Origin of the sequence: Pedobacter sp. Leaf216, from assembly GCF_001421515.1 — a bacterium.
Lineage (GTDB): Bacteria > Bacteroidota > Bacteroidia > Sphingobacteriales > Sphingobacteriaceae > Pedobacter.
This window is the reverse complement of record NZ_LMKM01000020.1, coordinates 1-14,509: the sequence shown is the minus strand read 5'-3', so window position 1 is coordinate 14,509 and position 14,509 is coordinate 1. Positions and strand designations below refer to the sequence as shown.

Sequence of the window (14,509 nt, the reverse complement as noted above, 5' to 3'; positions counted from 1 at the left end):
TTAACACAAAAATGAACTTAAAAAATAGCTGCATTTGCCTATTACTGATTGTTTCGGTCGGGGGATCTGCCTTTGCTCAAAAAAAGACTAAAAATACCAAAAACGTAGTGTTAAACGACCGTCAGTTTTGGTTGCAGCAAATGGATAAGATGGTTAAGCCTGTATTGTACAATCTGGCAAAAGATAGTCTCCGCATTGCAATGCCGAAAGTTACCTCAATCCATATTGATAATAAAGAACACCGCATTAAGGTGCAGTATGTAGAAGTTTTAGGAAGGGTTTTAAGTGGTATTGCGCCGTGGTTACAGTTAGAAGGTGGTTCGGCTGAAGAAGTATCCCTCCGGAAACAGTATCGCGAATGGGCGATTCAGGGATTAAAAAATGCGCTTGACTCTAACGCCAAAGATTTTATGAATTTCGATATCGGCGGCCAACAATTGGTAGATGCTTCTTATGTAGCCCTGGCATTAGTACGTGCACCATGGCTTTGGGAAAACCTGGATAAGAAAAATCAGCAGCTGATGATGGAATCTATTGTAACTACCAGAAGATTTAAACCTGTGTTTTCTAACTGGTTATTGTTTTCGGCCATGAACGAAGCTTTTTTGGCGAGGTTTGGTTACAACTGGGACCCTATGCGTGTTGATTATGCCCTGCAACAAATGGAACAATGGTATACTGGTGATGGCATGTACACTGATGGCACATCTTTCGCATTTGATTATTACAACAGCTATGTAATTCATCCTTACCTGGCTACACTGGCCAACATTATAGGTGCCAAAACGAACAGTTATAAAGAGATGTTCGAAAAGATTAAAAAACGCAATGAGCGTTATGCAATTATACAGGAAAGGTTAATCAATGCAGATGGTTCTTACCCTGCCACAGGCCGCTCCATCATTTATCGTGGTGCTGCCTTTCATCATTTAGCCGATATGGCCTGGCGGAAAGCTTTACCAAAACAACTGAGTGCCGCCCAGGTACGTTGCGCTTTAACTGCCGTGATTAAGAAAACTTTAGAAAGCCCAACCACTTATAAAAATGGCTGGCTAACGATTGGTTTATATGGAGATCAACCAAATCTGGGCGATTTTTACAACAATCAGGGTAGCCCATACATTGCTTCCAATATCTTTTTGCCCTTGGGATTACCTGAAAATGATCCATTTTGGGCCAATCCGGCTGAGAAATGGAGTGCGCAAAAAATATGGAGTGGCGAAAACTTCGAAAACGACCACAGTGCAAGTTTAAAATAACTAAATACAGCCAACTGTATAAATAAGATAGTTGATTGAAATAAAGTTTATATAACGTTAAAAATTATTAATTAAATGATGAACAAGAGAATCAGTTTTATTTTGAGATTTATGGTCTTCGGTTTATTACTGAACACCCATGTATCGGCGCAGCAGGCTTATAGCTCTTTCAATCCGGGTAAAATATGGAAAGATGATAAAGGTGTTCACATTAACGCACATGGTGGCGGTATTGTAGAATATAAAGGAACCTATTACTGGTTTGGAGAGCATAAAATAGAAGGCGAAAAAGGAAATAGTGCGCAGGTTGGCGTGCATTGTTATTCATCTAAAGATTTATATAACTGGAAGGATGAGGGCATTGCGTTGCCGGTTTCAGATGATCTGAAGAGTGATATTGCCAGGGGATCTATCCTGGAACGCCCTAAAGTGGTTTACAACAAGAAAACCAAAAAGTTTGTAATGTGGTTCCACCTGGAGTTGTTGGGTAAAGGTTATGCGGCAGCACGATCGGGCGTTGCAGTGGCCGATAAACCAACCGGGCCATATACTTTTATTAAAAGTTATCGCCCAAATGCTGGCAAAATGCCATTTTATGCAGCCGGAACGCCTGAAAAAGATCAGGTAAACTGCGAAAAGCCAGCAAATAAAAGTGATGGTTTTTTCTGTAGAGATTTACCTGGTGGCCAAATGGCAAGAGATATGACCGTTTTTGTAGATGATGATGGGAAAGCCTATCATGTATTTTCTTCGGAAGAGAATTTTACGCTTCATTTAGCAGAGCTGACCCCAGATTACCTGAGCCATACCGGAAAATTTATCAGAATTTATGTCGGACAGCAAACTGAAGCTCCAGCTTTATTTAAGAAAAATGGAATATACTATATGATTGGTTCTGGCTGTACAGGTTGGGCACCAAACCCTGCAAGGTGGTTTAAAGCAACATCAATTTGGGGGCCATGGACATACATGGGCAATCCGTGCGAGGGAGAGGGTGCTAAATTAACTTATGGCGGTCAAAGTACTCATGTATTGCCTGCACCGGGTAAAAAAGGGCAATTCATTTTTATGGCAGATAAGTGGGAACCAAAAAATGCGATCGATGGTCGTTATTTATGGCTGCCTATCAAATTTGATAACGATAAAATTTCAATTAACTGGATGGATCAATGGGATCTGAGCGTATTTAAAAAGTAAAGAAAAAACACATTTAATATAATAAACCGGGATTGATGGATTGCGTAGAAATGCGCAAATCGGATTCTTTTTGCCTGATAAAAGCCAATCATCTCATAAAAAAAATTAAAAATGAAAACAAGATTAGTATGGCTGGCGGCACTATGTTTCTCCTTATCGGCTTTTGGTCAGCAAGCCAAACACAGTTTTAAGTTAGGGGATAACAGTTTTCTGTTGGATGAAAAGCCTTTTCAAATTATTTCCGGGGAGTTACATTATCCGCGTGTACCAAAAGAAGCCTGGCGCGCCCGTATGAAAATGGCCAAAGCCATGGGCCTTAATACCATTGGCACTTACGTTTTCTGGAACCTGCATGAGCCACAGAAAGGTAAATTCGATTTTGCTGGCAACAACAACATTGCCGAATTTGTTAAAATTGCACAGCAGGAAGGTTTGTGGGTTATTTTAAGGCCCAGCCCGTATGTATGTGCCGAATGGGAATTTGGTGGATATCCGTATTGGCTGCAAACACAAAAAGGCCTTGTTGTACGCAGTACGGAAAAACAGTACCTGGCCGAATATAAAAAATATATACTGGAGGTGGGCAAACAGCTTGCTCCATTGCAGATTAACCATGGTGGCAACATTATAATGGTACAGGTAGAAAACGAATATGGTTCTTATGCCGCCGATAAAAACTATTTAGATATTAACAGGAAGCTGTTTATTGAAGCTGGTTTTGACGGATTGCTTTACACTTGTGACCCTGCGGCAGATGTGAAAGATGGCCATTTAAACGGCTTATTGCCCGCCGTAAACGGAATTGATAATCCGGCAAAAATCAAACAGCTTGTAAATGAGAACCATAATGGTAAAGGGCCATATTTTATTGCCGAATGGTATCCTGCCTGGTTCGATTGGTGGGGAACGCCTCATCATACTGTTCCGGCGGCACATTATACCAAAAAACTAGATTCGGTATTGGCAGCAGGCATTTCGATTAACATGTACATGTTTCATGGTGGTACCACCCGCGATTTTATGAATGGTGCCAATTATAAAGACATTTCGCCTTATGAACCACAAACTAGCAGCTACGATTATGATGCGCCTTTAAACGAAGCAGGTAATGTAACTGAAAAATTTAAAGCTTTTAGAAGTGTAATAGAAAAATATCTACCTGCCGGGCAAAGTTTACCACCTATACCGGCTGCTAAACCGAGTATTGCTGTTGCACCTTTTAAACTGAGCAGCAAGGTGGCTTTGTTTAATGTGCTTCCTCAACCCGTAAAAAATATTAACCCGCTTACTTTTGAAGCACTAGGCCAGGATTATGGTTATGTATTGTACCGTACCACTATTAAAGGTGGTAAAAAAGGCGAATTGCAATTGAAGCAACTCCGTGATTATGCTTTGGTTTTTATCAATCAGAAAAGGGCAGGCATTTTAGACCGCAGGCTTAACCAGAATACCTTAACACTAACCCTTCCGGCAGGTGATGTACAGCTCGATATTTTTGTTGAAAACATGGGTAGGGTAAACTTTGGTAAATACTTACTGGAAAACAAAAAAGGCATTACCGAGCAGGTAACTTTTGCAGGTGCAGAGGTTAAAAACTGGTTAATGTATGGTTTCCCTTTCAGTAACGACCGCTTAACTGCTAAAACAACAGCCAAGGCAAATGGAAACGGACCAACTTTACAAAAGGGATCTTTCGAGATTTCGACGGTAGCCGATACTTATTTAGACATGAGCGATTGGGGTAAGGGTGTGGTTTGGATTAACGGACACAACTTAGGGAAGTACTGGGCTATTGGGCCGCAACAAACCTTATATGTTCCGCAAGAGTGGTTAAAAAAAGGGAAGAATGAGGTTACTGTTTTAGAACTGATCAAACCTGATCAAAATATGTTAAAGGCAATTGACGAATCAATTTTAAACACACTCAAAAAGTTAAACGTAGATTAAACGTTTAAAAATCTTAAAAATAGGGGTTAAAGGCTAAAATCAAGTAAAAAGTAACGATTTAACCCCTATTTATTACCGTATTACCCCTCAATAGAGGGGTTTTTTAATAGTTACTTTGCCATAACCAAATCCCTATTCATGAGTAACTTTCACAGCAGATCAGACTAAGCGGTTGTACCGCATTAATTTCCCCCCTCTATTTTATCCCTAATCCCAAACTATTAATCATATGAAAAAATATTTACTACTGCGCTAGTCGGTTTTAATTATCATCTCTAACAATTTTACCAATTGTTACCGGGTGATTAAATACGCTAAACCAATATGGCTATAGTCATTTTGGTGCCTAATTTTTATCAACACTGTTTGCGAAATCCCTAATTCGAAACCGCTGCAAGCTGTGTAACCAACTAACTAATATAAAATTATGAGTGAAAAAAGAATACTCAAACTCCTGGGCTTCGTCCTTGTATCCTGGGCATTTCTGAATTTTGGCAACCTGAGTTATGGCAATTCGGTAAATTCAATCCTCCGTCAGGATACTTCGCAGCTTAAGCGCATCACATTTGCCATCCTTGATGAGAATGATTTCCCATTAATAGGGGCTGATGTAATCAATGTCCGTTTAAATAATGCCATTAAAACAGATAGTACCGGAACAGCAAAGTTAAATGCTGAGAATAATGATGTTATACGCATCCAATATAAAGGTAAACTGTTAAAAGAGTATACGGCTAACGGCAATGTAAATCAAATTATCAGAATCGATGGTAACAATACTCTTGTTAAGTTACAAAAGCAAGTGGTATTAACCAATGATATTAAACTGGCAGCAAATTTAACAACATCATCTACGCAGGCTGTTTACAATAACGATCTGATAAAATCAACAGTTACAAGTGTTAAAAATGCACTTACAGGTCGTTTGGCAGGTTTATACACCAATCAAAGCAGCGGTCGCCCCGGGCTTGATGAGGTATCTGTATTGTTGAGGGGGCAGAATCCGATTGTACTTATTGATGGAATACCAAGAGATCTTACGATGATCGATCTGGAAGAAATTGAATCTGTAACTGTACTTAAAGATGCTGTTTCTACTGCAATGTTAGGTCTTCGATCATCTGGTGGTGCAATTGCAATTACAACAAAGAAAGGTTTTATTGGTGCGCAGCAAATTTCACTAACCGCACAGGCGGGTATTCAAAGTCCACTTAAATTACCCAAAACATTAGGTGCTTTTGATTATGCTAACTTATATAACGAAGCGAGGCGAAATAGTGGCGACCAGCCGGTTTACACACAATCTGACCTTGATGCATTTAGAACCGGATCTGATCCTATTGGGCATCCGGATGTAAATTGGCAAGATCAGGTTTTAAAAGATAAATCTACATTTAGCCGTTACGATCTTAATTTCAGAGGCGGTGGTAATACTGCACGGTACTATGTTGGCTTGGAATACCAGAATCAAAAAGGCCAGTTTAACGAAAGTGATTTAAACGAATACTCTACCAATACAAGCTTTAGCAATTATACTGTACGCTCTAATGTAGATATTAATCTTACGCCAAAAATGACACTCGGACTTCATCTTTTTGGAAGGATTGGTAATTACACCCAACCTGGAAACACCGCAGCCACCATTTTTAATTCTATATTGAACACTCCAAATAATGCATATCCTATTTACAATGAGAATGGTAGTTATGGAGGCAACACACAGTTCCAAAATAATATTTATGCGCAAACTGTTAACTCTGGTTATCGCTTAAATTACAGAAGGGATATTATTACAGACTTAACTTTGAGACGGAATTTAGATGACATTGTACCTGGTTTATGGGTACAGGTATTGGTATCATTTTACTCGGGTTTATCAGAAAATACGGATAGAAGCAAATCATTTGCGGTTTATAAACAGAATGGTTCAGGTTCTACAGCTTCTTATCAGCTTTTTGGAACAAACGGAACTCAGAACAACAATACCTCTACCGATTACCAAAACAGGCAATCATACATTGAAGGCGCAGTTGGGTATAAGAGAAATTTTGGTTTGCACCAGATTGATGCACAAATTAGGGCCACCAGCGATAATGTTAATAATGGGGGAGACCTTGGTCTGAATTATTATGGAGGATCGGGCCGGGCGGCTTATAGTTTTGATGAGCGTTATACCGCTGAGGTAGCGTTTGGATTAAATAAAACCAACAGGTATCCAAAAGATTCTCCGATGGGATTTTTTCCTGCTGTGGGTTTAAGCTGGACATTAACCAAGGAAAAATTTATGCCTCAGCTGCAATGGTTAAATGATTTAAAATTATTTGCAAGTTATGGCCGTACGGGTAATGATGCGGCAGGTTATTTTGTTTTCCAACAGTTTTATGTAGGCAGTCCGAGTTCGTATTTCTTTGGTACAAGTGCTTCAAGCAGTTCTGCCTTACGCCAGGATGTATTGGCCAACCCTAATGTTACTTGGGAAAAAGGCGATAAGCTGAATCTGGGTTTAAAAACTACCTTATTTAAGAACCAATTATTTATGCAGGCAGAATATTTTAACAACAAATATTCAGATCTGCTTACCTCGCCAAATTTATCTACCATTGTGGGTACAACATTAAGAAACCTGAATGTAGGTATCAATAGGTATAGCGGTGTAGAACTGCAATTAAACTGGCATCAATCTTTTGGAGATTTTAGTTATTTCATAGCTGGTAATGCAAGTACGTTAAAATCAAAAGTAATTTATCAAAACGAGGTTTATAGAGCATACAGTTACCAAAGCCGTACCGGCCAGCCGGTTGGGCAGCAGTTTGGTTACATTGCCGACGGGCTTTTTCAATCGCAGGCAGAAATAAATTCAGCTGCTAAAATTACAGGGTATAATCCAGTTCCGGGAGATATCCGCTATAAAGATCTTAATGGTGATGGCGTAATCGATCAGTTTGATCAAGCCAAAATAGGCACCGATAAGCCTTTGGTTTATTATGGCGCAAACATTGGTTTTTCTTATTCTGGCTTCGATTTTAGTGTGTTGCTGCAAGGAGTTGCAAACAGGAACTTATTGTTAACGGGCAACAGTGAATGGGAATTTCAGAACGGCGGGTTTGGGCAAGCTTATGAGCATAATTTGGAGCGTTGGACGCCAACAACGGCTGCAACAGCCACCTATCCCAGAGTTACCGTTGGCAATAACTTCAATAACAATATTGTTTCTTCATTCTGGATGCACAGTGGAAATTATTTGCGGTTAAAAAACATCGAACTGGGTTATACCATTTCATCGCGGTTTACCAATAAAATAAAAGTTTCGAGCATCAGATTATTTGTAAACGGTACAAATTTGTTTACAAGTGCCTCGTTTGATCGGGTTGATCCGGAAACCAATGGTGGAGTATATCCCATTCAGAGGGTAATTAATGGCGGTTTAAGCGTTAAATTTTAATCTCATCACAGATGAATACGAGAATAATACTTTTCATGATTGCGCTAGTAGCCATGGCATCATGTAAAAAATATGAAGAAACCCCATTACAGGGAATTAATAAGGGCAATGTTTACGATCCTTTGGATAAAAATGGCGATTATGCCAGGCAGGTACTGTCGGATTTATATACTTCACTTCCTGATGGTTTTAACAGGGTTAGCGGTGATGGTACCGTTGGTGATTTTCTTGATGCCGGCAGTGATGATGCAATTCCATCAAGACCAAATAAAGTTGTAGAATATTTCACCAATGGCAGGCTTAATTCAACCAATAATCCAGATAATAACTGGGAAAATGCTTACCGGGCAATTCGTGCCGCAAACGATTTTTTAGCCAATATAGATGTTGTTCCTGTTGATGCTAATGCGCCTAAAACGCTTCAATATTGGAAAGCTGAAGCACGTTTTATCAGAGCGATTAATTATTTCGAAATGATTAAAAGATATGGTGGCGTACCGTTAATAGGTGATAAAGTATTATCTCCTGACGATAATTTACAGATTCCACGTAATACTTTTGAGCAATGTGTAACGTATCTGGTAAGCGAATGCGATGCCATTAAAGGCTTATTGCGAGTAGAGCCGGTTGCAGATTCTGACTTAGGCAGAATTACACGGGGTGCAGCTTATGCACTAAAAGCAAGAGTATTGCTATATGCGGCAAGTCCACTTTTTAATGGTGGAGGAATTGCAGCTGATGCAACCAGAAAAGCACTGGCAGGTTACCCAACATATGATGCCGGAAGATGGACTTTGGCTTTAAATGCACTGCAAGATTTAATCAATTTAAATGCTTATCAGCTTACATCAACATTTAATGCTGCATTTATTGGCAGAAAAAATACAGAGGTAATATTGGCCAAACAAAGAGCTAAAACTTTCGATCTGGAAACCAACAATGCACCTATAGGTTATACCACACCACTGAGTAATGGCTTTACGAGTCCGACGCAAGAACTTGTAGATGCATTTCCGATGCTGAACGGGTTGAGTATTACAGATCCGGCTTCTGGTTATGTGGCTGCTAACCCATATGCAGGAAGGGATAAAAGATTGGATAATACTGTTTTTTATAACGGAATTAGGTGGTTGAGCCGTAATGTAGAAACTTTTGATGGTGGTAAAGATAAACCTGGAGGGGTGGCTGTACAAACCAGAACAGGCTATTACCTAAAGAAATACATGGCAGATTTTTCTGCTGCAACGGCCTATGCTACGCAGGATCATAACTTTATTATTTTTCGCTACGGTGGCATATTGCTCGATTATGCAGAATGTTTAAATGAGGTAGGGCGAACGGCAGATGCCTATGCACCGTTAAGATCACTGCGTTTAAGGGCTGGAATTACAGCTGGTACAGGTGCAGATGCCTATGGAATTAAAGCCGGTATGTCTCAAACAGATATGCGTGCTTTTATCCAAAATGAAAGAAGGGTGGAGATGGCTTTTGAAGAACAGCGCTTCTGGGACATCAGACGTTGGAAAATTGCAGGCCAGGTGTTAAATGGTTCACTCCATGGTACACAAATAACAAAAGCAGCAACGGGTACTTTAACCTATACACCTTTTACGGTAAGCAATACCACATTTAATCTGCGGTTTTACCTAATGCCTATCCCATATTCAGAGGTAATTACAAACAGAAGCCTGATACAGAACGAGGGTTGGTAATTAATAACAATTAAGTTAAAACTGAAAGCATTTATGAGAAAATATATATTCTTTTTAGCATTTACCATTTTGTCGAAGTTACTCTTTGCGCAAAATGTTAATATACAAGGCCAGGTTAGCGATAAGGATGGCGGAATTCCTGGAGCGAGCATTATTGAGAAAGATTTTCCGGGTAACGGGGCATCTACCGGAACGGATGGTAAGTTCCGAATTACCTTACGGGGTAAAAGCCGGATATTGGTGGTTAATGCTATCGGTTATCTTGCAAAAGAGGTAACAGTTGGCCAGTCGGCTACCATTAACATAGCTTTAGAATCTGATGTAAAAGGTTTAGAAGAAGTGGTTGTGGTAGGATACGGAACCACTAAAAAAGCCACCTTAACAGGAGCAATTAGTTCGGTATCAGGGCAGGATATCAGAAGAAACCCATCGGCAAGTTTGCAAAATACATTGGCTGGTAGATTGCCAGGTTTCAGTTCACAACAAACCAGTGGCCAGCCAGGATCGGATGGAGCAACATTTTTTATCCGTGGAACAGGTTCTTACACAGGCTCTAACCAACCACTAATTATTGTTGATGATATTGAATTTACTTATGCCCAGTTTGCACGCCTTGATGCAAATGAGATTGAAAGCCTAAGTATTTTAAAGGATGCATCAACAACGGCTGTTTATGGTATTAAAGGGGCAAATGGCGTTGTTTTGGTAACTACCAGGCGTGGGGCAGTTGGGCCGCCCAACATTACCTTCCGTACTGAATATGCACTATCTCAACCAACAAGATTGCCTAAATTTCTGAATGCTTACGAATCTGCCAAGCTGTTTAACCAGGCACGGATAAATGATGGCCTTGCCGTACAATATACCGATGCCGACCTTGAACACTGGAGAACGGGTGATGATCCATACGGGCACCCGGATGTGGATTGGAAAGAAGTTCTTTTTCGCAAATTTAGTTACCAATGGCGCAATAATTTCGACATTAGCGGCGGTAACGATGTGGTTAAGTATTTTGCATCATTAGGAATGGTTACGCAAAATGGTATTTTAAACGATTTTGGGAAAGGTGAAGATGTAAATAACAATTTCTATTACAAACGGTATAATTACCGCTCTAACATTGATATTAAGGCAACCAAAACCTTAAACGTTAAGCTGGATCTGTTTGGTAATATTGGTGAACGGAATAATCCGGTAATTCCAAATATTAATGGCATTCAGAACATCTTTTATTTTTATAACAGTTATTTAACACTGGCTCCTTTTGCTTACCCCATTAATAACCCCGATGGAAGTTATGGTTACAGCTATGCGCAACCAAACCGTTATTCATCACCCAACATTGTACAGGCATTAACGCTGGGCGGATACAGCAGAGATTTCGAAAACAATATGAATATCAATGCCGCCGCAACACAAAAGCTTGATTTTATTACACAGGGCTTATCATTAAGAGGGGCTATTGCTTATGGCAGTACATATACCTATTCAAGAGGATTATCGAGAGGAACTTTTCCTGCCTTCATTTATAATCCAGTTGATGGAAGTTATACACCAAAAGATCCGAATGTGTTCAGGGTGGGTACTTATTCACTAAATTATAGTCCAGGTTCAACCACAAGAACAATTAACCCTCAAGCCTCATTAAATTACGATCGTACTTTTGGTGCACACCACATTTCAGGTTTGGCATTATATAACAACAGGAGTTTTTTCGGCTATCGTGATCCTGCCAACACCAATAGGATTTTAAACTTTATCCCTATTCCAACAAGTGGTTTTTCAGGTCGTGTGGGTTACGATTATAAAGGGAAATACCTGGCCGAATTTAATGCTGGCTACAATAAATCAGAGGTTTTTGCTTCAGGTAAAAAATATGGCTTTTTCCCTGCCGGATCAATTGGTTACAACATCTCTGAAGAAAAGTTTTTCAAAGATAACATCAAGTTTGTAGATCGGTTAAAATTCAGGGCTTCTTATGGTCTTGTTGGTACCGATGATATTGGTAACTATGCATATGCATACCTACAAACCTATAATAACAGTGGTAACGTATCTTTTGGAACATCGCACAATGCATACAATGCCATATTTGAAGGACGTTTAGCCAACTCGGATGTGACCTGGGAAAAGGTTAAGAAGTTAAATATCGGTATGGATTTAAGCATGTTTAAAGGTCGTGTTACCTCAACATTAGATGTGTTTAACGATAACAGGTACGATATTTTAACCAATAGAGGAACAGTATCTTATGTATTTGGTCAATCTTTGCCTCCTGTTAACTTAGGAAAAACAAATAACAGGGGTTTTGAACTCGAAATTGCCTATAATGATAAGATCGGTAAAGATTTTAATTACCGTGTTGGTGGCAATATCTCTGTGGCAAAAAATAAAATTGTTTTTCAGGATGAAGCTTTACCATTGTTCCCATATCAGCAATATACAGGTAACCCGATTAACACACCAAGGCAGTTTAAATTCTTAGGTTTTTATCAGGATGCAGCAGATGTTGCCAGCAGTGCCAAACCTTTAACCGGTGTAAAACCTGGCGATATTAAATATGCTGATTTAAATGGCGACGGTGCAATTACCGATGCCGATCAATCTTACTTTGGTTACTCAAATACGCCTAACACAATTGTAGGTTTTAATTTAAGCGCAAACTACAAAACGCTGAGTTTGAATGTACTTTTTCAGGGAGCATTAAATTTTAACGTTGCGGGTATCCGTGAATCTATCCAGGCATTTGGTTCTAATTTACAGGCCATCCACCAACAAAGCTGGACACCAGAACTTGGTCAGAATGCCAAATATCCAATTTTATCAACGTCTCCAAATGCGATTTCTATTCCTACAGCACCTTCAGACTTCTGGAATGTAAGAGGAGATTATTTACGTCTTAAATCGATTGAACTGAGTTATGGAATTCCACAGAGTTGGGTAAATAAAGTTCGTTTAAAAGGGGCAAGGATCTATGTTAATGGTACAAACTTAATTACCTGGACAAAGCTTGGCTCGTTATATGAGTACGATCCAGAAATATCGAGTAACAATACCAACACCAACTATCCGCCACAAAGGCTATACAATATGGGTTTATCGGTAACATTTTAAGTTTTAACCATGAAAAGATATATTTTATTTGTTTTAATATTGGTAGGATTAGCGTCCTGCAAAAAAGCAACCAGTTATCTCGATCAGCAAAATGCTGGTCAGGATGCTACAGTTGTGTTTAGCGATAGTGTAAGAACACTGGGTTTTTTAAACGGTATTTATCAGGGCAGGGGCTTTTCCTTTAATAAAGGCCGTTGGGATAGCCATGGCAACCTTGAGGAAGCTACAGATGATGCTGAATACCGGTACAGTGGCTCAGGCCAATATGCTGTAATTCTGTATTCGGGCAACGTAAACCCACTCAATGTTGTAAAAGGTACAACGACTGATTTTTATATACAGCCATATCTGCAGATACGTGCAGTAAATTTATTTCTGTCTAAATTGCCAACAACGCCTTTAGCCCCTTCAACACAGAAAAGGGTTGCTGCTGAAGCCAGATTTTTACGTGCATGGTATTACCATTATTTAGTTAAATCTTTTGGTGGCATAGCTCTTTTAGGCGATAAATTGTTTGATAAAGATGACATTATCGATATTCCAAGAAACACATATGAAGATTGTGTAAATTACATTGTAAGCGAATGTGATGCTGCGGCTGCAAACCTTCCGTTAGATCAATTGGATCAAGACTATGGCAGAATTACCAAAGGAATGTGCCTTGCATTAAAATCAAGGGTATTGCTTACGGCTGCCAGTCCGTTATTTAATGGAGGGGGCATAGTTAAAACAGGAGCAATTGCCAATATAATTGCATACCCAACTTATGATGCAGGCCGATGGGCAAAAGCGGCACAGGCTGCAAAAGATGTAATAGACATGAATAAATACGAGCTTGTTGTAGATAACACTACCGCGCCGGGTTTTGGTTTTTATAAAACGTTTATCAGCCGCGCCAACAATGAAATGATTTTTACTTTTACGCAAGCTCCAAATAAAGATTTTGAAGGTCATTTTTTACCGCCATCGCGCAGTGGAGGATTTTACTCTACACCTACGCAAAATTTAGTCGATCAGTTTGATATGCGTAATGGTAAACAAATTACAGATCCAACTTCCGGTTACAATGCTGCAAATCCGTACATCAACCGCGATCCGAGGTTTGGATACACTGTTATTTACAACGGTTCTGCTTATGCAAACAACAGCGGTGCCCAAACGCCAGTTTTTACTTATGTTAACGCGCCAAGTGATGGTAACGGAATAGGAACAACTTCAGGGTATTACGGCCGTAAAATGTGCGATGTAAATGTAAGTTATGGAGGCAGTGCCAACGCAGATAGGGGTTATCCGTTAATGCGTTACGCAGAAATATTGCTTAATTACGCTGAGGCCCTTAACGAAACCGGACAAAGCAATGATGCCCTTGTTTATATTTTTAAAATTAGAGAACGTGCAGGTATTTTACCTGGAGCCGATGCAAGGTTTGGCATAAAGGCGAATATCAGCCAATCAGAACTCAGAGATTTGATTATTAAGGAACGCCGTACCGAAATGGCTTTTGAAGATATGCGTTTTTATGATGAGAGAAGATGGAAAATTGCCGAAGTAACGGAGAATGCTTTTAACAAGGTAATGTTGATTACTCCTAAAACCGGCACCACATCTACATCTACCGATGGTACCTCTTATAACTATCAAATTGCCAACTCGATAAGAAGACACAACTTCCGGCCGGCAAATTATCTTCTTCCTATTCCACAAAGTGAAATTTTGAAACTTCCTTCATATTTGCAAAATCCGGGTTATTGAGCGACATGAATGATTTGCGCGAGCAAATCAGTGCTGTCTGATTGATGAGGGTAGGCCCCTCGGTATCGGCTTACAGGAGCAGGTAC

At 39.7% G+C, this 14,509-nt stretch carries 7 protein-coding genes; all 7 read left to right on the top strand.

Features of this window, described 5'->3' with window-relative positions; translation table 11 throughout:
- Window positions 1-11 precede the first annotated feature (11 nt).
- The 7 genes from ASE74_RS14955 to ASE74_RS14925 all read left to right on the top strand — a co-directional run bounded on the left by ASE74_RS14955 (window position 12) and on the right by ASE74_RS14925 (window position 14,423).
- A complete protein-coding gene (locus ASE74_RS14955) occupies window positions 12-1,259 on the top strand; it encodes a DUF2264 domain-containing protein (RefSeq protein ID WP_055910762.1) in 1,248 nt (415 codons plus the stop codon).
- 75 nt (window positions 1,260-1,334) lie between these two features.
- Window positions 1,335-2,456 (top strand): glycoside hydrolase family 43 protein, encoded by a 1,122-nt coding sequence (locus ASE74_RS14950; RefSeq protein ID WP_200912311.1) that lies wholly within the window; start codon window positions 1,335-1,337, stop codon window positions 2,454-2,456.
- A 111-nt stretch (window positions 2,457-2,567) separates the two neighbouring features.
- Window positions 2,568-4,403, top strand: coding sequence for a beta-galactosidase (locus ASE74_RS14945; RefSeq protein WP_055910758.1), 1,836 nt, complete (start codon window positions 2,568-2,570; stop codon window positions 4,401-4,403).
- 427 nt (window positions 4,404-4,830) lie between these two features.
- A complete protein-coding gene (locus ASE74_RS14940) occupies window positions 4,831-7,845 on the top strand; it encodes a SusC/RagA family TonB-linked outer membrane protein (protein WP_055910757.1) in 3,015 nt (1,004 codons plus the stop codon).
- Window positions 7,846-7,856: 11 nt separating this feature from the next.
- Entirely contained in the window at window positions 7,857-9,557 is a 1,701-nt protein-coding gene (locus ASE74_RS14935; protein WP_082458793.1) for a RagB/SusD family nutrient uptake outer membrane protein, read from the top strand.
- Window positions 9,558-9,590: 33 nt separating this feature from the next.
- Window positions 9,591-12,671: a TonB-dependent receptor gene (locus ASE74_RS14930; protein ID WP_055910752.1), complete on the top strand. Its 3,081-nt coding sequence runs from the start codon at window positions 9,591-9,593 to the stop codon at window positions 12,669-12,671.
- A gap of 9 nt (window positions 12,672-12,680) precedes the next feature.
- Window positions 12,681-14,423: a RagB/SusD family nutrient uptake outer membrane protein gene (locus tag ASE74_RS14925; RefSeq protein WP_055910749.1), complete on the top strand. Its 1,743-nt coding sequence runs from the start codon at window positions 12,681-12,683 to the stop codon at window positions 14,421-14,423.
- Window positions 14,424-14,509 lie beyond the last annotated feature (86 nt).

Bases quoted from the DNA above. Each gene is read 5' to 3' on its own strand.
- ASE74_RS14955 (WP_055910762.1), top strand. From the start codon at position 12: ATGAACTTAAAAAATAGCTGCATTTGCCTATTACTGATTGTTTCGGTC.
- ASE74_RS14950 (WP_200912311.1), top strand. From the start codon at position 1,335: ATGATGAACAAGAGAATCAGTTTTATTTTGAGATTTATGGTCTTCGGT.
- ASE74_RS14945 (WP_055910758.1), top strand. From the start codon at position 2,568: ATGAAAACAAGATTAGTATGGCTGGCGGCACTATGTTTCTCCTTATCG.
- ASE74_RS14940 (WP_055910757.1), top strand. From the start codon at position 4,831: ATGAGTGAAAAAAGAATACTCAAACTCCTGGGCTTCGTCCTTGTATCC.
- ASE74_RS14935 (WP_082458793.1), top strand. From the start codon at position 7,857: ATGAATACGAGAATAATACTTTTCATGATTGCGCTAGTAGCCATGGCA.
- ASE74_RS14930 (WP_055910752.1), top strand. From the start codon at position 9,591: ATGAGAAAATATATATTCTTTTTAGCATTTACCATTTTGTCGAAGTTA.
- ASE74_RS14925 (WP_055910749.1), top strand. From the start codon at position 12,681: ATGAAAAGATATATTTTATTTGTTTTAATATTGGTAGGATTAGCGTCC.